The 19,867-nt window shown below is 40.9% G+C and carries 21 protein-coding genes; 4 read left to right on the top strand and 17 right to left on the bottom strand.

What is annotated here, in order from left to right:
- Positions 1-208: 208 nt before the first annotated feature.
- Both MIS45_RS03065 and MIS45_RS03060 read left to right on the top strand, forming a co-directional pair.
- Positions 209-433 (top strand): hexameric tyrosine-coordinated heme protein, encoded by a 225-nt coding sequence (locus MIS45_RS03065; protein WP_249444559.1) that lies wholly within the window; start codon positions 209-211, stop codon positions 431-433.
- On the top strand, positions 430-1,227 hold the full coding sequence (locus tag MIS45_RS03060) for a methyltransferase domain-containing protein (protein WP_249450954.1): 798 nt from the start codon (positions 430-432) through the stop codon (positions 1,225-1,227). Before MIS45_RS03065 ends, MIS45_RS03060 begins: the two co-directional genes overlap by 4 nt.
- 44 nt (positions 1,228-1,271) lie before the next feature.
- Here MIS45_RS03060 and MIS45_RS03055 read toward each other — a convergent pair whose 3' ends face one another.
- The 6 genes from MIS45_RS03055 to MIS45_RS03030 all read right to left on the bottom strand — a co-directional run bounded on the left by MIS45_RS03055 (position 1,272) and on the right by MIS45_RS03030 (position 7,869).
- Complete coding sequence (locus MIS45_RS03055; protein ID WP_249443171.1) at positions 1,272-1,571, bottom strand: hypothetical protein; 300 nt, start codon at positions 1,569-1,571, stop codon at positions 1,272-1,274.
- Between the two features lie 277 nt (positions 1,572-1,848).
- Complete coding sequence (locus MIS45_RS03050) at positions 1,849-2,151, bottom strand: integration host factor subunit beta (protein ID WP_249443172.1); 303 nt, start codon at positions 2,149-2,151, stop codon at positions 1,849-1,851.
- Positions 2,152-2,162: 11 nt separating this feature from the next.
- The gene (gene rpsA, locus MIS45_RS03045; RefSeq protein ID WP_249443173.1) at positions 2,163-3,833 is read right to left on the bottom strand and encodes a 30S ribosomal protein S1; all 1,671 of its coding nucleotides are present in this window, start codon (positions 3,831-3,833) and stop codon (positions 2,163-2,165) included.
- Between the two features lie 173 nt (positions 3,834-4,006).
- Positions 4,007-4,672 (bottom strand): (d)CMP kinase, encoded by a 666-nt coding sequence (cmk, locus tag MIS45_RS03040; protein WP_249451328.1) that lies wholly within the window; start codon positions 4,670-4,672, stop codon positions 4,007-4,009.
- A gap of 121 nt (positions 4,673-4,793) precedes the next feature.
- Positions 4,794-5,849: a transaldolase gene (tal, locus tag MIS45_RS03035; protein WP_249450953.1), complete on the bottom strand. Its 1,056-nt coding sequence runs from the start codon at positions 5,847-5,849 to the stop codon at positions 4,794-4,796.
- 235 nt (positions 5,850-6,084) lie between these two features.
- Positions 6,085-7,869: a 2-isopropylmalate synthase gene (locus MIS45_RS03030; RefSeq protein WP_249450952.1), complete on the bottom strand. Its 1,785-nt coding sequence runs from the start codon at positions 7,867-7,869 to the stop codon at positions 6,085-6,087.
- A 471-nt stretch (positions 7,870-8,340) separates the two neighbouring features.
- On the opposite strand from MIS45_RS03030, the gene MIS45_RS03025 reads away from it, so the two are divergent.
- The gene (locus tag MIS45_RS03025) at positions 8,341-9,453 is read left to right on the top strand and encodes a cytochrome-c peroxidase (protein ID WP_249450951.1); all 1,113 of its coding nucleotides are present in this window, start codon (positions 8,341-8,343) and stop codon (positions 9,451-9,453) included.
- A 470-nt stretch (positions 9,454-9,923) separates the two neighbouring features.
- Here the strand turns inward: MIS45_RS03025 and MIS45_RS03020 are convergent, their stop codons facing one another.
- A complete protein-coding gene (locus tag MIS45_RS03020; RefSeq protein WP_249450950.1) occupies positions 9,924-10,772 on the bottom strand; it encodes a transporter substrate-binding domain-containing protein in 849 nt (282 codons plus the stop codon).
- A gap of 814 nt (positions 10,773-11,586) precedes the next feature.
- Here MIS45_RS03020 and thrS point away from each other — a divergent pair.
- Positions 11,587-13,503: a threonine--tRNA ligase gene (gene thrS, locus MIS45_RS03015; protein ID WP_249450949.1), complete on the top strand. Its 1,917-nt coding sequence runs from the start codon at positions 11,587-11,589 to the stop codon at positions 13,501-13,503.
- 347 nt (positions 13,504-13,850) lie between these two features.
- Here the strand turns inward: thrS and MIS45_RS03010 are convergent, their stop codons facing one another.
- From MIS45_RS03010 to MIS45_RS02960, 10 genes are all read right to left on the bottom strand, one after another.
- Positions 13,851-14,192, bottom strand: a complete 342-nt coding sequence (locus MIS45_RS03010; RefSeq protein WP_249450948.1) for a hypothetical protein — start codon at positions 14,190-14,192, stop codon at positions 13,851-13,853.
- 168 nt (positions 14,193-14,360) lie between these two features.
- A complete protein-coding gene (gene nusB / locus MIS45_RS03005) occupies positions 14,361-14,807 on the bottom strand; it encodes a transcription antitermination factor NusB (protein WP_249450947.1) in 447 nt (148 codons plus the stop codon).
- 74 nt (positions 14,808-14,881) lie between these two features.
- On the bottom strand, positions 14,882-15,337 hold the full coding sequence (gene ribH, locus MIS45_RS03000) for a 6,7-dimethyl-8-ribityllumazine synthase (protein WP_249443151.1): 456 nt from the start codon (positions 15,335-15,337) through the stop codon (positions 14,882-14,884).
- Between the two features lie 52 nt (positions 15,338-15,389).
- Positions 15,390-15,713, bottom strand: a complete 324-nt coding sequence (locus MIS45_RS02995) for a DUF2185 domain-containing protein (protein ID WP_249450946.1) — start codon at positions 15,711-15,713, stop codon at positions 15,390-15,392.
- A 225-nt stretch (positions 15,714-15,938) separates the two neighbouring features.
- A complete protein-coding gene (folK, locus tag MIS45_RS02990) occupies positions 15,939-16,424 on the bottom strand; it encodes a 2-amino-4-hydroxy-6-hydroxymethyldihydropteridine diphosphokinase (RefSeq protein WP_249450945.1) in 486 nt (161 codons plus the stop codon).
- Between the two features lie 57 nt (positions 16,425-16,481).
- Positions 16,482-17,132: a hypothetical protein gene (locus MIS45_RS02985; RefSeq protein ID WP_249450944.1), complete on the bottom strand. Its 651-nt coding sequence runs from the start codon at positions 17,130-17,132 to the stop codon at positions 16,482-16,484.
- A gap of 53 nt (positions 17,133-17,185) precedes the next feature.
- Positions 17,186-17,632, bottom strand: a complete 447-nt coding sequence (gene smpB / locus MIS45_RS02980; RefSeq protein WP_249443148.1) for an SsrA-binding protein SmpB — start codon at positions 17,630-17,632, stop codon at positions 17,186-17,188.
- Positions 17,633-17,726: 94 nt separating this feature from the next.
- On the bottom strand, positions 17,727-18,164 hold the full coding sequence (locus MIS45_RS02975; protein WP_283397435.1) for a prepilin-type N-terminal cleavage/methylation domain-containing protein: 438 nt from the start codon (positions 18,162-18,164) through the stop codon (positions 17,727-17,729).
- Positions 18,161-18,751, bottom strand: a complete 591-nt coding sequence (locus MIS45_RS02965) for a pilus assembly PilX family protein (protein ID WP_249450943.1) — start codon at positions 18,749-18,751, stop codon at positions 18,161-18,163. Before MIS45_RS02965 ends, MIS45_RS02975 begins: the two co-directional genes overlap by 4 nt.
- A gap of 15 nt (positions 18,752-18,766) precedes the next feature.
- Complete coding sequence (locus MIS45_RS02960) at positions 18,767-19,864, bottom strand: PilW family protein (RefSeq protein WP_249450942.1); 1,098 nt, start codon at positions 19,862-19,864, stop codon at positions 18,767-18,769.
- Between the last annotated feature and the right edge of the window lie 3 nt (positions 19,865-19,867).

Raw genomic sequence — 19,867 nt, 5'->3', positions numbered from 1 at the left:
ATGATTTTCAGGCCGCCTTATCACAATAAAATAGATAGACTTATTGTAAACGTATCTGCATGAAGGGACTAGGGGCTAATCATAATTTGTTGGTGGTGATTTTTTATTTTACTCTATGCGATAAGGTAGCCTGAAAATGCTAAAATAATGGCAAGCAAAATGCTGGAATAATTCTATCGTATAAAACCTTCATATTCAGGAGAACACCATGAATCAATTAAGTGATAATTTATTTGCCCAAAATGTTGAAGATGGCTGGTTAATTGCCTATCGCTTATATGAATTTGGGATACAAAATAAGCTCTACCGTGAAAATGACCACGCGGCGCAAGTGGTTGCGCAACATTTTGCAACTGTTGCTGCTGCTAACAATTATTGGCGACCCATGCCAAAAATTACGCCACGTCACACGACTGAAAAAACAGAAGAATGAACGCAGAACATTGGTTAATTCATCGCCACTTTGCTGAGCATATGGACAGTCGGTTATTGTTATTGCGTCAGTCACCGCAACATATTTTGCTACACGGTGCAGATGGCGACATTAGCCGCAGTTTATTAGCAGCACGTTATCCACAAGCTACGTTAATTGAATTTGAATCACGCACAGATTTTGCCACGCAAACGCTTGCCATAAGGCAAGAAAATAGTGGTTGGTGGGCAAAAATATCAGGCAAAACAAATTGGGTTAAACAAGGCAGCCTGAAAACCATCAATGATTATTTGCCCGAGCAATCGGCAGATATGTTGTGGTCCAATTTATTGTTACCGTATCATGCACACACAGCAGACTTGCTGGATAATTGGGCGCAGGCGTTACAACCCAATGGTCTATTGTTTTTCACATGTTTGGGTGCAGATAGTTTTCCAGAATTACGCGCAGTCTTTCAGGCTGCCTCCATCGCATACAGTGCAAAAGGTTTGCCAGAAATGCATGATTTGGGTGATTTATTGTTAGCACATGGTTTTTATGACCCGATTGTGGATACAGCGAAACTGGTTTTGTCGTATGAGAAACTGGACACATTATTGCAAGATTTGGCAAGTATTGGAGTGTGGCAGGCATTATCGCTTGATGATAATTCTCCCCAATGCGCAATAATGGCAGCATGGGAACAAGGATTATTGCGTGAAATGACTTTGGAGACAGTATTCGGGCATGCACTGAAAAAGCAGGTATTACCCAACAACGCGCAGCCTGTGCAGTTTTATCCAAGACAAAAATAAGATAAGGCAGCCTGAAAAATCATTTCAGGCTGCCTTTTTAATGTTTATTTGCAACTAATCCCCATCATTTTTGGGGCATTCCCTTCAGAAATATTGATACGACAAGTTGTACTGTTACTACCAGCTACAAGCAATGCACGTTTTCCATTTGTCTGCGTTTCACTGATGGATAAAGGTTCTTTGACACCCATTCCCATAGCAGCTGTGGCAACATTGTTAATAAATGCATTGTTGGTAATGTTAGATGTATTTGTTTGAATATTCGGTAACTTATCTTTTGCGCTTGCAAATGGTACAGCAGTAAGCATGGCAACTGTTACCCAAGCTAAAATATTTTTCTTCATAATGGTAAGTTCCTTTCATAAAAAACATACTGTACTGGAAAATGGGTTGACCGTGTTAATTTTTACGTCAATTTAAATAAAGTTAATAGATGAGATATTTTGTATTAAATATCTAATAAATTGATTTTATTTAATTTTATTAAATATAGGCAGCCTGAAACATAATTTTATCTATTCATAGATTAACGTGAATTAGCATTTTCAGGCTGCCTTTCTAAAAAACAAAAACCGTATCCCAAAAGAGATACGGTTTTTTATAAAATCAACGATATATGTATTAAGCCGTAATGTCTACACGTTCACGCAATTCTTTACCAGGTTTGAAGTGAGGCACATGTTTGGCAGGCACTTCCACTTTTTCACCTGTTTTAGGATTGCGACCGATACGTGGTGGGCGGTAGTTCAAATCAAAACTACCAAAACCACGGATTTCAATACGTTGACCTTTTGCGAGCGAGCGAGTCATGGTATCTACCAAAACTTTTACGCCATATTCAATGTCTTTGGCTTGTAATTCAGTACCTTCATTTTTTGCAATGAAAGTTTCTGCCAAGCGAGCCATTAACTCTGATTTGGTCATTTTCGTTTACCTTATTTGTTTAAAGACGCTTTCAACAAATCACCCAAGCTGGTTGTACCAGCATTAGCTGGTGCAGCAGTTTGAGCTGCTTTCAATGCTTCTTCATTGGCTTTGGCATCTTTTGCTTTGATAGACAATTTGATGCTGCGGTTTTTGCGGTCTACAGTTACGATGATAGCTTCAACTTCATCGCCTTCTTTCAATTTGGTAGTCAAATCTTCAACGCGGTCAGCAGCAAATTCAGCAGCAGGCAAGTAACCCTCTACTTCATCGCCCAAGGCAACAACAGCACCTTTTGCTTCAACAGATTTTACTGTACCTTTAACTAAAGCACCTTTGTCGTTCATTGCCAAGAAGTTGTTGAATGGGTCGCCTTCCAATTGTTTGATACCCAAGCTGATGCGTTCTTTTTCCACATCAATCGCCAATACAACAGCTTCCACTTCTTCGCCTTTTTTGTATTTGCGAACAGCTTCTTCGCCAGCTTCTGTCCAAGACAAGTCAGACAAGTGAACCAAGCCATCAATATTACCTGGCAAGCCGATGAATACGCCAAAATCAGTAATAGATTTTACTGCGCCTTTGATTTTGTCGCCTTTGTTGTAGTTAGCTTCAAAATCAGACCATGGATTAGATTGACATTGTTTCATGCCCAAAGAAATGCGGCGTTTGTCTTCGTCAATATCTAAAATCATCACTTCAACTTCATCGCCCAATTGAACAACTTTGCTTGGGTGAACATTTTTGTTTGTCCAGTCCATTTCAGAAACGTGAACCAAACCTTCAATGCCTTGTTCAATTTCAACAAATGCACCGTAATCAGTCAAGTTAGATACTTTACCGAACAAGCGAGTGCCTTGTGGGTAGCGACGAGCCAAACCATCCCATGGGTCTTCGCCCAATTGTTTCAAGCCCAAAGAAACACGTTGTTTGTCTTGGTCAAAGCGCAATACTTTAGCTTGAACTTCTTGACCCACTTCCAATACTTCGCTTGGGTGTTTCACACGGCGCCATGCCAAGTCAGTGATGTGCAACAAGCCATCAATACCACCCAAATCAACGAATGCACCGTAATCAGTGATGTTTTTCACAACACCAGTTACAACAGTACCTTCTTGCAAGTTTTCCATCAAAGCTTTGCGCTCTTCGCCCAAAGTTGCTTCCAATACAGCGCGACGAGAAACAACCACGTTGTTGCGTTTGCGGTCTAATTTAATTACTTTGAATTCAACTTCTTTGCCTTCAAAGTGAGAAGTATCTTTGATTGGACGAACATCTAGCAAAGAACCTGGCAAGAATGCGCGAATGCTGTTAATCATCACAGTCAAGCCACCTTTAACTTTGCCATTGATTACGCCAGACAAGATTTCACCATCTTCCATTGCTTCTTCCAAAGCAATCCAGTCAGCAGCACGACGTGCTTTTTCGCGAGACAATTTGGTTTCGCCGAAACCGTTTTCAATAGATTCAATGGTAACTGTAACGAAGTCACCAACTTTAACTTCTAATTCGCCTTGGGCGTTTTTGAATTCAGCAACATCAATCAGAGATTCTGATTTCAAGCCTGCGTTTACAATTACAAATTTATCTGTAATATCAACAACTTCTGCGGTAATTACTTCACCGTAGTTCATTTCTTGGGCTGCTGAGTATTCTTCAAATAACTGGGCAAAATTTTCCATGTTTGGGTTTGCTTTCATGCACCGCCAGAGTGTGCGGGGTTAGGTTGAATGTACGTTTATGCCTCTGGCTCATAAACGATTAAACGACATTTTTCAGGCTGCCTTTTATTTTAGGCAGCCTGAAAAAAAGGAATTTGCGCATTATACGCTTTTTTTAAAATTTGGCTAGGGTATCAAGCTGTTTTATTGATACTTTTTTCGTACCAATCTAAAACTTGCTGCACCGCTTGTTCAACGGTCAAATTATCTGTATCCAATAATTTGGCATCGGGTAGCTGTTGTAAGGGGGCAACGGCGCGATTACGGTCATTTTCATCACGCGTTTGAATATCCGCCAAAATTTGCTCAAATTGGCAGCCTGAAAGTGGTACATTGATTTGTTTGGCACGGCGTTCTGCGCGTACTTGTGCGGATGCGGTTAAGAAAATTTTGAGTGGCGCATCAGGAAATACGACTGAACCCATGTCGCGCCCATCTGCCACCAAACCTTGTTCGGTTAAAAAATCACGTTGGCGTTGCAATAATGCGCTACGAACGGCGGGTAGTTTTGCCACCGCTGATGCACCCATGCCAATTTCTTCGCTGCGGATTTGTTGCGAGACATCTTGTCCATCTAATAAGATGTTTTGATTGGAAAATACCACAGGCAAACTGGCCGCAATTTGGGCGACACCTATTTCATCATCCCATGCAAGCGATTGATTTTTCGCATGTAATGCAGTTAAACGATAAAGTGCGCCCGAATCCAAATATGCCCAGCCCAATGCGGCTGCAACACGCGCTGCAACTGTCCCTTTTCCCGATGCAGAGGGTCCATCAATGGCAATAATTTTTTGCATCATCTTGTTTCCTTATATGATTTTTTTAGAGCGTGATTGTAACATAAACCGTTTACCATGCTTATTCATTATTAAAAAAAGCAGCCTGAAAATAGTTTTCAGGCTGCCTAGTACACAAAATTTATGCCAATGGTGCAAGCAATTTAGCAAATGCTTCTTCAAATTGTTTCAAACCATCGTCTTGCAAACGAGTTGCCAAAGTTTCCAAATCTACACCCAATTTGGCGACTTCGGCAATATTTGCTAACGCTTCTGTGGTATTTTCAGGCAGCGTTAATGCGACTTTGCCATGGTCAATAAACGCATTCAATGTGGCATCGGGAACGGTATTGACGGTGTGTTCGCCAATCAAACTGTCCACATATAATGTGTCAGGATAAGCTGGATTTTTCACGCCAGTTGATGCCCACAACAAAGAAACTTTATTCGCTCCTTTGGCTGCCAATGCGGTAAATTTGTCGGCAGCAAAGAAATCTGCCCAATCTTGATATGCTGCTTTTGCCAAAGAAATGGCGATTTTGCCTTGTAATTTTTCAGGCAGCGTCGCGTCCAAAGCATTGTCCACACGCGAAATAAAGAAACTGGCAACTACTTGAATTTTAGACACATCGCCACCATTGGCTGCCAATTTTTCCAAACCAGCTACATAAGCTGCATACGCTTTTTTCGTTTGTTCACGCGAAAACAACAAAGTCAAATTCACGCATATGCCACTTGCCACCAATTCGGTCAAAGCGACCAAACCTTCATCGGTAGCAGGTACTTTAATCATTGCATTCGGGCGATTGATGGCAGTATGCAAACGTTTGGCTTCCGCAATTGTGCCAGCCGCATCACGCGATAATTCAGGCGAAACTTCCAAGCTCACAAAACCTGTTTTGCCACCCGTACTATCAAATTCTGTACGACATACATCGCAGGCAGCCTGAACATCGGCAATCGCCAATGTTTCGTAAATTTCTTTGGCATTTTTGCCTTGTGCTTTTAATGCCGCAATTTCAGGCGTGTATAAAGCATCGCCCGAAAACGCTTTTTGGAAAATAGCAGGATTGGACGTTACACCACTGACACCATTGGTCAAAAACGCCGCTAATTGACCACTTTGCACCAAACTGCGTGATAAATTATCCAGCCAAATTTGTTGCCCCAATTTTTTTACTTCGGATAAGATAGCCATGAACTCCCTCTCGTCATTACATCATTTTGTTTAAAAAAGTTTTAGATTATTGTGAATTATATTTTGATTAGGTCAGGTCAAAACGGCACTATCTTTCATCTAAAAATAATTCACCATAATGATAAAAAGTGATTTGGTTTATTTTGCCACAAAATATCATAAATAGGCAGCCTGAAAAAAATATTTTCAGGCTGCCTCTGGGTTAATGGCGGTATAGGTAGCCCTAATATACGGTTTAAATATCGCCTTGAGCTTTGATTTTTTGATTGTTAGACAAACGCGAAAGTGCTGATAAATATGCTTTACTGGTCGCTACCAAAACATCAGTATCCGAACCTTGTCCGTTGGCTACTTTGCCATTTTTGGACAAACGTACCGATGTTTCGCCTTGACTTTCGGCTTCTTTGGTAATCGCATTCACAGAATAAATTTCTAATACTGCACCTGATTGCGCCACGCTTTCAATCGCTTTGAAAATTGCATCAACAGGACCTGTACCCGTTGCTTCGGCGTGTTTTTCTTCGCCATCCAAACTAAATACGATGTGCGCACGAGGTGCTTCGCCTGTTTCTGTGACAACACGTTGCGAAATGAATTTATAGCTGTCTTGCGATAAATTGGACATTTCGTCCGATACCAATGCGTGCAAATCTTCATCAAAAATTTCACGTTTTTTATCTGCCAATTCTTTGAAACGCGCAAATGCGGCATTCAGAGCTTCTTCGCTGCCCAAGTCAATGCCTAATTCGGTTAATTTGGTTTTGAAAGCATTGCGTCCTGATAATTTTCCCAAAGTCAAACGATTGGTTGCCCAACCAACTGATTCTGCGGACATAATTTCATAAGTTTCACGGTGTTTTAGCACGCCATCTTGGTGGATACCACTTTCATGTGAGAAAGCATTGGCGCCTACCACGGCTTTATTTGGTTGCACGGGATAGCCTGTAATCGTAGAAACCAATTTGGATGCAGGTACGATTTGAGTGGTATCAATGCCTGTTTCCAAACCAAATACATCGCTGCGTACTTTCAAAGCCATAACGATTTCTTCTAGAGATGCATTTCCTGCACGCTCGCCTAGTCCATTGATGGTGCATTCAATTTGTCGCGCACCACCTTGTGCCGCTGCCAAAGAATTGGCCACCGCCAAACCTAAATCGTTATGGCAATGTGCTGACCATACCACTTTGTCGCTATTGGGTGTTTTGGCAATTAATTCACGGAAAAATGCTTCGGTTTTATGTGGAATAGAATAACCAACGGTATCGGGGATATTAATGGTCGTAGCACCAGCCTCAATCACAGCACCGCAGATTTCTGCTAAAAATGGAATTTCTGAACGCAATGCATCTTCACACGAAAATTCCACGTCATCGGTATATTCTTTGGCAATTTTAATAGCTTTTACTGCCGTTTCAATGACTTGTTTGGGCTGCATTTTCAGCTTGTGTTCCATGTGGATTGGGCTGGTGGCAATGAAAGTATGAATACGGCGTTTTTGTGCGGGTGCAATCGCTTCACCTGCACGGCGAATATCGCGTTCAACTGCACGGCAAAGTGAGCAAACAGTTGAATTTTTGATATTTTTCGCAATTTCATGTACCGCTTCCCAATCGCCATCACTGGCAGCGGCAAAACCTGCTTCAATCACGTCCACACCCATTTTTTCTAATTGGCGTGCAATGCGTAATTTTTCTTCTTTGGTCATAGCTGCACCAGGGGATTGCTCGCCATCGCGCAGAGTGGTATCAAAAATAATAATGCGGTTGCTCGTATTCATGATGGGTTTGTCCAATTCAGGTTGTTGTTTAATAAATGCGTTCAAATCCAAAGATTTGCCTTGATGCTGTGCTAATTCGGATAATTTTTGCAACTGTGCCAAAGGCAAAGAACCTCGCGTACGCCATTTATAAATAGCAGCAGTGCTGGCAGCATTTTTAGGGTCGTATTGCTTTAAAGCTTCAGCAAGTGCGTTGACGCCACCAAAATAAGCGATTAATTGTTCAATGTCTAGTTGCATGATAATTTGTCCAAATTGAATTTCTTATTGTGGATTATACTGATTTTGGACAATATGGCAATAGTATTTTTGATAAACCGTCCAGTTTTATTTTTGAAAATTGGTTTATTAGACATTATGTCTATAATGGGTATCATCGGTTGGAATAAAACTAAACAACAAGGTAGCGGTAATTACTGTGTACAAATAAGTACATAAGGTAACTGGCAATGTGGTGTTATTTTTATTTTAACTAACTATAAATGATTGGTATTCTATTGAAAATTTATTGATTCTAAAATGAAATTTAGAGAACTTGCTAGATTTGGCATTTCAGGCTACCTTTTATATTTATATGACATATATAGTAAAAACCTATCAAAAAATATTGTTTGATATTTGTCAAAAAGAGATTTTATTAAGACCTTGTATGATGTAAAAAAATTCAATATTCCGTTGTTATTTTCACAATCCCGTTTTAAAGGAAACATCATGAACCACAAAACCACAGCTTTTTCTCTTTTGTTCACAATGTTGGCATTGGGTGCCTGTACGGAACCGCTACCTGCACCATCAAGCGCATCAAGTGCATCAACAGCTTCTTCTAGTGTTAATAGCCAATCTGTTTCAGCAGAAGATGCGCAATTGCTGAAACAAGCACAATCATTTTTTCAACCACTGCCAAGTTTAGAAGAAACTAAAAAATCTTATGCTTATACAGATGAGCAAGTGAAATTGGGTCAGCAGTTGTGGTATGAGCCACGTTTATCGGTTAATGATAGCCAAAGTTGTAATACTTGCCATAGTTTGACAAATTTTGGTGCCGATGACCGCATGACACCAACCAGTGAAGGTGCACACAAAGGAGTTTTTGGTGCGCGTAATTCGCCTACTGCATTAAATGCTTTTTTGCTTACTTCACAATTTTGGGATGGTCGTGCAGAAACAGTAGAAGAGCAAGCCAAAGGACCTTTGGTTAATCCTAAAGAAATGGCAATGCCTGATTTGGATGCGGTAGCGAAAAAAGTAGAAAGCATTCAAGGCTATGCAGATTCATTTAAAACAGCTTATGCTGACCAAGGTGGTAAGCCAACGATTGATAATATTGCGCATGCGATTGGTGCATTTGAACGAACCTTGCTGACACCTAGTAAATGGGATAATTATTTGAAAGGTGATGTGAATGCCTTGAATGAACAAGAAAAACGCGGCGTGAAAGCTTTCATAGATAATGCGTGTATTACTTGCCATACAGGTGCTACTTTGAGTAATGGCACATTCCAAAAATTTGGTTTAGTTAAAGGTCCTTACTGGAATTTTATTGACAGCAAAGAACCACACGATGAAGGTTTGTTTGAAGTTACACAAAAAGATTCGGATAAATATTTTTTCCGTGTACCTGGTTTGCGTAATGTGGCAAAAACCGCACCTTATTTCCATAATGGAGCTACGCCAGATTTAGCAACTGCGGTCAGTGTGATGGCTGAAACTCAATTAGGTAAAACGTTATCACAACAAGAAGTTGAAGATATTGTTGCATTTTTGAATACATTGACTGGTGAGGTGCCTGCTGATGCATTAAAAGTACCTGAATTACCAGAGTAATAGTAATTAAGCACCTGTATTCATTATCTTAATAGCTTGCTTTTATTGCTATTTTATGTGAATACAGGTTCTAGGCTATAGTCGTTTCAAATTATAGTGGATTCAATTTAAATCAGGACAAGGCGACAGCGACTGCCGTGTACACATACGAAACCTTTGCAAAACCCTATTTTTTGAACTTTTTGAAAAAATAAATTTCTTAAAATTCAAAAAATTAAAATTTTTCAATGTCAAATTTTAGGAGTTTTGCAAAAGTTTCAGTACATAAGAGAGCTGGCAACGCTGTACTGGTTTAAATTGAATTCACTATACCATTGTACACGGCGGTCGCTGTCACCTTGTTTGTGTTAATTTGAAACAACAATAGATTTTGCAAAGATTTTGACCTAAAAATGATAGGGCAGATATGAAATCCGCCCTTGTATTAGTTTAAAATAGATTTACACAAGTTACAGGCTACCCTAGACATTTTATTTTGTGCTATCTTGGTCAAACCATTTTTTCAGTAATTGGTCGTATGTGCCATTTTCTTTGACTATTTTCAGACCTTGATTAATTTTATCTCGTAATTCGGTATTACCTTTTTTCACAGCAAATGCAATATATTTAGGTTTGTCGCCCAAAGAAATAGCACGTGTTTTAATTTCAGGAGTTTTTGCATCATAATACTGCAAAATACGACTATCACCCAAGGTACCAATAGCTTTTCCATTGTACATAGCTGCCAAAGAAAGGTAAAAACTATCTGCCTTTTCTACTCTATCTGCTGAACCTGCTAATTCTTGAGCAGTAGCAACCGCTGTGCTACTACCACCATTGACAGCAATACGTTTGCCATTTAAATCGCTTATTGATTTTAAAGCGGCATTTTCAGGTGTATCTAAAATATAAACTTCACGTACAAAATCCAAAAACGGTTCGCTGAAATCCATTTTTTCCATGCGTTCAGGAGAAACAGATAAAGCTGATGCCAAAATACTAAAACGCTCGCTGTTCAAATCTGCTTCCAAAGCATTGCGTGGTGTATGAATGAAGACCACATTAAATTGAGCTGCTTTACCAATTTCTTCCAGTAATTCTACTTCAAATCCAATGGGATGACCTTTTTCATCTTTAAATTCAAACGGTTCATAGCTTACTTCAGAACCAACCATATAAGTTGGAAAATCAGGATTAGCTTGATTGGTCGCACTTGCTGTTTGAACAGATGCGTTTGGAGTAGCAGGTGTGGTATTTTGTTCAGTGGTTGTTGATTCTCCAGAGCAAGCAGATAAGCCAATTCCTAATACTAAAATAGTTAAGTATTTTAATTTTTTCATGTTATTCACCTCTTAAATGTTTTCAAAATTAAGAGCCTGTATTCATAAACTTCATAGTTTGCTTTTATGCCAATAGTTCCTAGTATGAGAATTTACCTTGAATTTACAAGAATTAGCAACAAAATCAAGCTTTCAATCTTACGAATATAGGTTCCAAAAATGCACACTATTTATGTTAATGTGCCAACTTATTAAACTATAAGCATATTATGCTAGGGGCTAATGACTATTCGGATGCGATATTGGTTTTGCAGATAACGCCGAATTCAAGGCAAAAATGCAAGCCAATGTTATCCATTAACGAACATTTTTAACGCAGAATTGGGCTTGTTAACACAAAATCTGACCACACACGAATTGTTATTAGCCCCTAATAATATGTAAATTAATTTTAACACAAATGAAATAATAAGAGGTATGGCAAAAACCAAGAATAACGTTCCTGCGCAACAAAAGTAAGGCAGATTTTTGAATTGAACCAATTTGTGAATATACATAGTGAATTCAATTTAAACCAGTACAGCGCTGCCAGCTCCCTTATGTACTAGGTGTACACGGCGGTTGCTGTCGCCTTATCCTAATTTAAATTGAATCCACTATAAAATAATACAGCGTTGTCAGCTCTCTTGTTTGAATTTTTATTTCAAACGATAAGATTATGAGTGAAGATTATGGTTTCAGGCAGCCTGAAAGCGCATTTTCTTGAAAAACTACCTTGTTTTCTCTATAATTTTATCGTTTCCATATTTTCAGGCAGCCTGAAAGCGATTCAGGCTGCCTACTTAATTTATACAATAAAATTCAAGGAATTAATATGATTAATATTACTCTTCCAGACGGTTCAGTACGCCAATACGAATCGCCCGTTACCGTTATGCAAATTGCCCAATCCATCGGCGCGGGTTTAGCCAAAGCCACCGTTGCAGGCAAAGTAAACGGCGTGCAAGTGGACGCGTGCGACCCGATTACCGCAGACGCCACCGTGCAAATTCTCACCCCCAAAGACCCCGAAGGCGTGGACATTATCCGCCACTCCTGTGCCCATTTGGTCGGACACGCGGTAAAACAATTGTTCCCCAATGCCAAAATGGTCATCGGTCCTGTGATTGAAGACGGCTTTTATTACGATATTGCCACCGAAAAACCGTTCACGCCCGAAGACATGGCGGCAATTGAATCGCGCATGAAAGAATTGATTAACCAAGATTACGATGTCATCAAAAAAATGACACCACGCGCCGAAGTGATTGAAATCTTTAAAAATCGTGGCGAAGAATACAAATTGCGTCTGATTGACGACATGACAGACGACATCACCGCAATGGGCATGTATTTCCACCAAGAATATGTGGATATGTGTCGTGGTCCCCACGTGCCGAACACGCGTTTTTTGAAACATTTTCAATTAACCAAAATGTCGGGCGCGTACTGGCGCGGCGACAGCAATAATGAACAATTACAACGCATTTACGGCACCGCGTGGGGCAATAAAGACGATTTGAAAGCCTACATCACGCGCATTGAAGAAGCAGAAAAACGCGACCACCGCAAATTGGGCAAACAATTGGACTTATTCCATTTGCAAGATGAAGCCCCTGGTATGGTGTTCTGGCACCCGCGCGGTTGGACATTGTGGCAAGTGATTGAACAACACATGCGCCGCGAATTAACCGCCGCAGGCTACCAAGAAGTGAAAACACCACAAATCATGGACAAAACATTTTGGGAAAAATCAGGGCATTGGGACAATTACAAAGACAATATGTTCCTGACCGCTTCAGAAAAACGCGAATACGCCGTTAAACCGATGAACTGCCCTGGACACGTGCAAATTTTCAATCACGGTTTGCGTTCATATCGTGATTTGCCGATGCGTTTGGCGGAATTTGGCTCATGTCACCGCAACGAACCAAGCGGCGCATTACACGGCTTAATGCGCGTACGCGGTTTTGTGCAAGATGACGCGCATATTTTCTGTACCGAAGACCAAATCGCAGAAGAAACCAAAGCCTTTAATTTATTGGTTATGAAAGTTTACCAACAATTTGGTTTTGAACACGTTAGCATTAAATTGTCTTTGCGCCCCGAAAAACGTGCTGGCGATGACGCAATTTGGGACAAAGCAGAAAACGGTTTGCGTCAAGCTTTGACAGCCTGCGGCGTAACATGGGAAGAATTACCGGGCGAAGGCGCGTTCTACGGGCCCAAAGTGGAATACCACATTAAAGACGCGCTGGGTCGTTCATGGCAATGCGGCACGATTCAATTGGATTTCGTGTTACCAGAACGCTTGGACGCGGAATACGTTACCGAAGACAATAATAAAGCCCGCCCCGTGATGTTGCACCGCGCGATTTTAGGTTCAATGGAGCGTTTTATTGGTATTTTGATTGAAGAACACGCGGGTTCATTCCCCTTATGGCTTGCGCCCGTGCAAATGGTGGTGATGAACATCACGGAAAAACAAGCCGATTATTGCGCCGAAGTGGCGGATAAATTACGCGCCGCAGGTTTCCGTGTGGAACTGGATACGCGTAACGAGAAAATCGGCTACAAAATCCGCGACAACAGCCAATATCGTTTCCCCTATCAATTAGTGATTGGCGACAAAGAGAAGGAAAACGGTCAAGTTGCCGTGCGCCGCAAAGCGGAAGATTTGGGCGCAATGAGTGTTGATGATTTGATTGCAATGTTGCAGAAAGAAATTGCGGACACGATTGGCGTGGCGTAATATTTTAGGCAGCCTGAAAGGTTTTCAGGCTGCCTTCTATTATGATGTATCCTACTCCTTTATAGTCGTTTCAGTAAATTCCATTCTGTGACTATAGTCGCTTAAAAATACTATAGTCGTAGAAATGAAAATGCAGTGCAAGGCGACAACGCCCGCCGTGTACGAATAGTACATAAGGACGTTGGCAACGCCGTACTGCTTTTTCAGTTCTGCGACTATACTGCATTGCCCACGCCCTTATGTACTAGATGTACACGATGGGCGTGGTCGCCTTGTCCTATTTTTATTTTAAGCGGCTATATAAATATAGGGATTTTGCAAAGATTTCAGGCTGCCTTGTGAAGAAATCAATCTTTCGGTGGCAAACGGCGCGAACGTTTATTGGGCACAGCATCACTTCGCGCCAATAACATCAGGCAGCCTGAAAAAACCATGCCCAATGCAATCAAAGGCGACGTGGCAAAACCTTCTTCATTTACCGCATAAATCGCCGCGCCAATATACATCAACAAAGGCGCGGACACGATGGATTGTTTGTTGATGCCGTCCAAAACCAACACCAGCAAACCTGCTGTGGCAATCGCAAACGCAATAATATTTGCCGTACTGGGGAACAAATCCACGCTTTTCAAAAACCACAACGCGCCAATAATAACCAAAAATAAAGGCATTCCAAGTGAAGGTTTCATATTTTTTCCTCATATAGTCGTTTAAAATAGAAATAAGACAAGACGACAGCGACCGCCGTGTACATCGAGTACATAAGGGAACTGGCAACACGGTATGATTTCTATTTGAAACGACTAGAAAATAAGTTTTCAGGCTGCCTATCCAGTATATAGGCAGCCTGAAAAATATCAACCACGTTTTGGGTCATTCGGACGTAAATCTGTTACCAATTTATCTAAAATTCCGTTAATAAACTTATGGCTATCCGTGCCACCGAACGTTTTGGTTACTTCAATCGCTTCATTGATGATGACAGGATACGGCGTTTCGGGCATTTCCTTCAATTCGTGTACCGCCATCAACAAGATTGCGCGTTCAATCAGATTAACCAAATTTTCATCGCGGTCTAAATGTGGACGCACCAGTTGCATATATTCACGTTGATTACTGTTCGCACCAAAGAAAATCTGCGTAAACAATTCTGCATCAGCACGTTTAAAATCCGTGTGTTCGCGGATATTATTGGCTACTTCAGGTGCAGGTACATTATTCAAAGCAACTTGATACAAAGCCTGTACCGCAAATTCACGCGCACGACGACGTGGCGATTTAGTCGTTTTTTTTAATTCAGTCATTTTCGTTCAATCATTTTATAAAGTGAGGCAGCCTGAACACATTTTCAGGCTGCATTATCAGGGTTAATGGCAATTTAATCAGCCAAAACACGCAGCAAATTTGCCATTTCTACGGCAACCAAAGCCGCATCGGTGGCTTTTTCTTGAATGCGAACATGGGCTTGCTCATCGTTTTCTGTGGTTAAAATTGCATTGGCAATCGGAATATTGAAGTCCAAACCCACGCGTGTTACGCCTGCGCCCGATTCATTGGCCACCAATTCAAAATGATAGGTTTCACCACGAATGACCGCACCAAATGCAATTAACGCATCGTATTCTTCGCTCGCTGCTAAATTTTGCAACGCTAATGGCACTTCCAACGCACCAGCCACCGTTACCAAAGTAATATCATCGTCTGCCACGCCCAATTCCAATAATTTTTGGCGTGCCACTTCTACCATCGCACTGCCAATTTCATTGGTAAAACGCGCTTGTACGATGCCGATTTTCAAATCTTTGCCATTTAAATCAGGCTCAATTTTTTTCATATTCTTTATCCTATTCAATCATTTATATTTAAATTCAAAGGCAGCCTGAAAGCTATTCTTGCGGTTGCCAATCGCTGACGGGAACAAAAGTTTCCGTTTCATCATCCCATTCCCATGCACCTTGTTTTTCTTTCATCAAATCAGCCAGTTCGGGATTACCTACCAATAAATCACGCAATACCAATGTATCAAAATGAGCAGGATTTTCCACATATTCATCGGTTTCTGCACCGCTAAACATCCGCCAACCACTATCGTGCGGAAACGCGGCAGGTTCACGGTATACAAAACCAATCGGTTCACCATCTACGCTCACTTGGCGACTAACAATGGCATATTCCAACGCGGCGGATAACGCTTGTGCAAAAGGATTCATGATTCTGCTCGTTAAAATGAAAAAGGGGTTAAATTATACGCTTTTTTTGTTTTTTCAGGCTGCTTTTGTATGAGAGGCAGCCTGAAAAAGTTGTATGCCGTCATATCCCAGTTGCGTAGCAATTTGTACGACAGCTTCCGTAGGTCGGGCATTTATGCCCGACACAATGTACTGTTATCATGTCGGGCATAAATGCCCGACCTACAACGTTCAGATGAAAAATATTTATGCAGCCTGAAAAAGTTGTATGCCATCATGACCCAGTTCTGCGGCGATTTGTGCGGCGGTACCATGTTTACCCAGCGTGTAATCGGGGGCGATTTCAGCGAGCGGTTGCATCACAAAACTACGCTCATGAGCGCGTAGGTGGGGCAAAATCAGCGTATCCGTTTGATAAATTTCGTGATTATAATCAATAATATCTAAATCCAAAGTACGCGGTGCATTGCGAAAACTGCGTTCGCGTCCAAATTGTTGTTCAATCGCTTGCAATTCGGTTAGCAATTCGGTGGCGGTGTAATCGGTTTGGGCGCTGGCGACTGCGTTAATAAAATCGGGCTGGTCGGCATAGCCCACAGGCGTGGTACGATACAGCGATGAGGTTTTCAGGCTGCCTATTTTGGGTAATGCGGATACGGCAACAATAGCGCGACGGATTTGTTCGGCAGGATTTTGTAGATTGCTGCCAAATGCAATGATGGTTGTTTTCATAGATTTTTTTGGCTTTCAGGCTGCTTTTTGCTAAATAGGCAGCCTGAAAAGATTGTATTATTCGGGAGCAATCAAAACTGCAACAAATGCAGCAACAAAAATAGCGATAATGGTCAGCAAAATTGGTTTAAGCCAACCTTTGCGTTCGTAATCGTTATTAAACTCTTCTTCAAAAAAGAGAACTTGTTTTTTGCCCAGTGCATAATACCACGCAACAACCAAACCAATTTGTACACCTAAACCGATTTTCATTCCAGTAACCATGACGATAAACAAAAATACTGCACCTATACCCGCCCAAATCCAGTTTTGTTTTGCCAATTCTTTTTCGCCTAAACTTTCCCAGTTTTTTGCGTGCAATACTGCACCCAATACAACATTGAAAAATACTGACCACCACATTGCGGCTTTGGGATTCCACAAGGGTGGTAAATCCATGTAATCATCGTCATTTTCGGTTTCGCTATTGCTTAACACGATTTTCGGTTTTTCTTGCGGCGATGTTGATTCTGTTATCATGAAAAAGTCGGGCTGCTCTTGGCGCAATTTGGCATCGTAACGCACGCGTACATCGTGAACCAGCAACCATTCGTTCACGGCTTTAATGGTTTTTGGGTCAAGTCCTGCTTGCGTGCGTTGTAAGGCAGCCTGAATTTGGCTGACGCTGGCATGTGGTGGGATGTTGAGTATTTGGTACAAATTAATCATGATAAATTTCCTTTTGTAGAGGGAAGGGTTTATTTTTTCAGGCTGCCTGAAAATTACCGTGTATTTTTCATCAAACGTTGTTTTTCACGTTTCCAATCTGCTTCTTTGGAGGATTCGCGTTTGTCGTGCAATTTTTTACCTTTTGCTACGCCAATTTCCATTTTGATTTTGCCACGATGAAAGTGCATATTCAAGGGGACGATAGTGTAACCTGCGCGTTCCACTTTGCCGATGAGTTTATTGATTTCTCGTTGATTGAGCAATAATTTTCGCGCCCGAACGGGGTCAGGTTTAACGTGCGTGGAAGCGGTTGGCAGCGCGGTAATATGGCAACTGACCAAATAAAACGCATCTTTTTTCCAATAAATATAGCTTTCTTTAAGCTGCACACGACCTGCGCGAATGGCTTTGACTTCCCAACCTTCTAGCACCAAACCTGCCTGAATTTGCTCTTCAATAAAATAATCGTGAAACGCCTTGCGATTGTTTGCGATAGACATATTTTTTCCTTATATTTTAATGGATGCAATTTTAGCAGAATACCTATAGAAAAACAGCGTATTCTGCTGAACACGCTGTTATTTTCAGGCTACGTTACATACGCTCACAGTTTGCTGGTTTTTTTGTTGGTGCTTTACCCGACAAACCTTCGCATCGGTATGCAACACCACCGTCATCTAACCATACGCCGTATTTATATCCAGTCAATGGGGCAGCCTGAATAAATACGCTACCATCATCTGTTTTATTATGAGTAAACTTATATTTGGTATTTTCTTTATCCGCCACTGCTAATCTTGTTCCAATGTGTTTTTCTACATCAAAACCACGCGGATTAATCAATCGTTCTGCTTCAACTTTTTGTTTTGCTGAAACAATTAATTGTTTAGCATGAGCCAAGTTCGTTTTTTCAACATAACGCTGATAATTTGGCAAGGCTACTGCGGATAAAATTGCAATAATGGCTACTACAACCATCAGCTCTACCAAAGTAAAACCTTGAACTGCTCGTTTATTCAATGTAGTTATCATGGTGTTTGCAACTCCACATGAGTTTGCAATGTAACAATGGTATCTTGGTTATTACCGCGAGCGCGTGAAGTTACACGGAAATAATCGGTTACTAATTCATCAGACAAACTTCTATTGCCCAAATATTCAATTACATAGTGTACTTTACCGTTATTGGTTGTGATACAGCGGTCACTTGTGTCGCATCCATTATCCAAAACTGTACTACCTACATCGCATCTATTGGTACTATTTGTACAACGCTCCCATGCTGGAACAGCAGAATTGGCTGTCTTCTCAAGTTTGAAATATGCACCTTCCATGCTGTTATTCACACCATCTTCTGCAGCTGCACAATACCCCTTGGTACAATTTGCTGTAAACGTGATTACATTTGGGCCTTGAGCTAATTGACGAATTCTACCTTCCGCCTCTCGTAAACCATTTTCTGCTAAAGAGACAGCAAACTTACGGTCAGCTTCATTCGTACTCATCCGCATTTCTGTGGTTGATGATTGAACAGAAACCATTACTAATAATGCAATAACCAGCATCAATATCATTACCATGAACAAGGAGAAACCTTGTTGTTTTGTTTTAAACTTCATCGTTGTCATCCTTCATTAAACGGGAAGAGTAGTGGAACAACTACTGCCGCTACGAACGCTTGCATTGATAATATAATCAACGTCTTGATCACCTTCTGGATATCTGTATGTTACATGTAAACGAACAACAGCAGGTAAGTCTGCCTTATCTAAATTTTCAGTAAACTTAAATGTTTCCTGATTATGTTTACTTACATCATCAGACATATTTTGACAGTTTTCCACATAGCCAAACATAGGTGTTATCCCCGTTACATTTTTTGCCAACAGTTGAGGACCTTGCCATTCACCCGCACCATTAAGGTCATAACGCAATAAGCTACTTACATTATTTACATCTGCCACTACATATGCAGAAGCATACAATTTGGTAACACCCAATTCACCCGAACTTCTTTGCGCTTTGGTCAATTCATCCGCTTGTGTAGCAGCAAATGTAATTGAGTTATTACTTCCGCTTTGTGCCTTACTACCAAAAGCGTCATTACAACTACTTACAACTAATTCCCCTTGACTTGCAACTGTATTACTAATATCTGGCTCATTCTGATAGTCACTAACGGTCAATGTCCCCAACGTATATGGACTAGCAGAACCATCTGCTTTAGGTGCAGGAATACCATTATCTGTTACACTAGCTGAACCTTTACCATAAATAAAAGCAATGGCATTACCTTTAAATTGAATACCTTGAAGATCAAATCCTGCAGCTTGTGCTTGTGCTTGGGAAATCAATTTCAAACCAAATCCATCATTCTTATTGGGATCCAATTCTAACTGCCGTCTTTCCGCATCTGTGAAATTTGGAAATTTACCTACCGTTGCACCCACGCCTTCTGATTCAGCCTTTACAACTACTGAAGATGTACTAAAACAGCCAAACGAACCTGCATTACGCGCATCACGCGTAATCAATGATGCTGCATTACGCAAATTCTGTTGCACATCTAAACGCTTTTGCGCATTGGCATTTAATTGGCGTGTCATAAAATACGTTCCACCTGCCGCAACGATGACAATCAGCGATAAAGCACTAGCAACCAAAAATTCAATCAATGTAAAACCAGCATATTTCGCACGACTGGATAAATAATTTCTATTATTTCTCATCATAAA

Origin of the sequence: Wielerella bovis (assembly GCF_022354465.1) — a bacterium.
Taxonomy (GTDB): domain Bacteria; phylum Pseudomonadota; class Gammaproteobacteria; order Burkholderiales; family Neisseriaceae; genus Wielerella; species Wielerella bovis.
The sequence above is the reverse complement of the archived record's forward strand: the minus strand, read 5'-3'. Positions and strand labels throughout refer to the sequence as shown.

What these genes read in the sequence shown, in the direction of transcription:
- MIS45_RS03065 (WP_249444559.1), top strand. Translation starts at nt 209, where the DNA reads ATGAATCAATTAAGTGATAATTTATTTGCCCAAAATGTTGAAGATGGC.
- MIS45_RS03060 (WP_249450954.1), top strand. Translation starts at nt 430, where the DNA reads ATGAACGCAGAACATTGGTTAATTCATCGCCACTTTGCTGAGCATATG.
- MIS45_RS03055 (WP_249443171.1), bottom strand. Translation starts at nt 1,571, where the DNA reads ATGAAGAAAAATATTTTAGCTTGGGTAACAGTTGCCATGCTTACTGCT.
- MIS45_RS03050 (WP_249443172.1), bottom strand. Translation starts at nt 2,151, where the DNA reads ATGACCAAATCAGAGTTAATGGCTCGCTTGGCAGAAACTTTCATTGCA.
- rpsA (WP_249443173.1), bottom strand. Translation starts at nt 3,833, where the DNA reads ATGGAAAATTTTGCCCAGTTATTTGAAGAATACTCAGCAGCCCAAGAA.
- cmk (WP_249451328.1), bottom strand. Translation starts at nt 4,672, where the DNA reads ATGCAAAAAATTATTGCCATTGATGGACCCTCTGCATCGGGAAAAGGG.
- tal (WP_249450953.1), bottom strand. Translation starts at nt 5,849, where the DNA reads ATGGCTATCTTATCCGAAGTAAAAAAATTGGGGCAACAAATTTGGCTG.
- MIS45_RS03030 (WP_249450952.1), bottom strand. Translation starts at nt 7,869, where the DNA reads ATGCAACTAGACATTGAACAATTAATCGCTTATTTTGGTGGCGTCAAC.
- MIS45_RS03025 (WP_249450951.1), top strand. Translation starts at nt 8,341, where the DNA reads ATGAACCACAAAACCACAGCTTTTTCTCTTTTGTTCACAATGTTGGCA.
- MIS45_RS03020 (WP_249450950.1), bottom strand. Translation starts at nt 10,772, where the DNA reads ATGAAAAAATTAAAATACTTAACTATTTTAGTATTAGGAATTGGCTTA.
- thrS (WP_249450949.1), top strand. Translation starts at nt 11,587, where the DNA reads ATGATTAATATTACTCTTCCAGACGGTTCAGTACGCCAATACGAATCG.
- MIS45_RS03010 (WP_249450948.1), bottom strand. Translation starts at nt 14,192, where the DNA reads ATGAAACCTTCACTTGGAATGCCTTTATTTTTGGTTATTATTGGCGCG.
- nusB (WP_249450947.1), bottom strand. Translation starts at nt 14,807, where the DNA reads ATGACTGAATTAAAAAAAACGACTAAATCGCCACGTCGTCGTGCGCGT.
- ribH (WP_249443151.1), bottom strand. Translation starts at nt 15,337, where the DNA reads ATGAAAAAAATTGAGCCTGATTTAAATGGCAAAGATTTGAAAATCGGC.
- MIS45_RS02995 (WP_249450946.1), bottom strand. Translation starts at nt 15,713, where the DNA reads ATGAATCCTTTTGCACAAGCGTTATCCGCCGCGTTGGAATATGCCATT.
- folK (WP_249450945.1), bottom strand. Translation starts at nt 16,424, where the DNA reads ATGAAAACAACCATCATTGCATTTGGCAGCAATCTACAAAATCCTGCC.
- MIS45_RS02985 (WP_249450944.1), bottom strand. Translation starts at nt 17,132, where the DNA reads ATGATTAATTTGTACCAAATACTCAACATCCCACCACATGCCAGCGTC.
- smpB (WP_249443148.1), bottom strand. Translation starts at nt 17,632, where the DNA reads ATGTCTATCGCAAACAATCGCAAGGCGTTTCACGATTATTTTATTGAA.
- MIS45_RS02975 (WP_283397435.1), bottom strand. Translation starts at nt 18,164, where the DNA reads ATGATAACTACATTGAATAAACGAGCAGTTCAAGGTTTTACTTTGGTA.
- MIS45_RS02965 (WP_249450943.1), bottom strand. Translation starts at nt 18,751, where the DNA reads ATGAAGTTTAAAACAAAACAACAAGGTTTCTCCTTGTTCATGGTAATG.
- MIS45_RS02960 (WP_249450942.1), bottom strand. Translation starts at nt 19,864, where the DNA reads ATGATGAGAAATAATAGAAATTATTTATCCAGTCGTGCGAAATATGCT.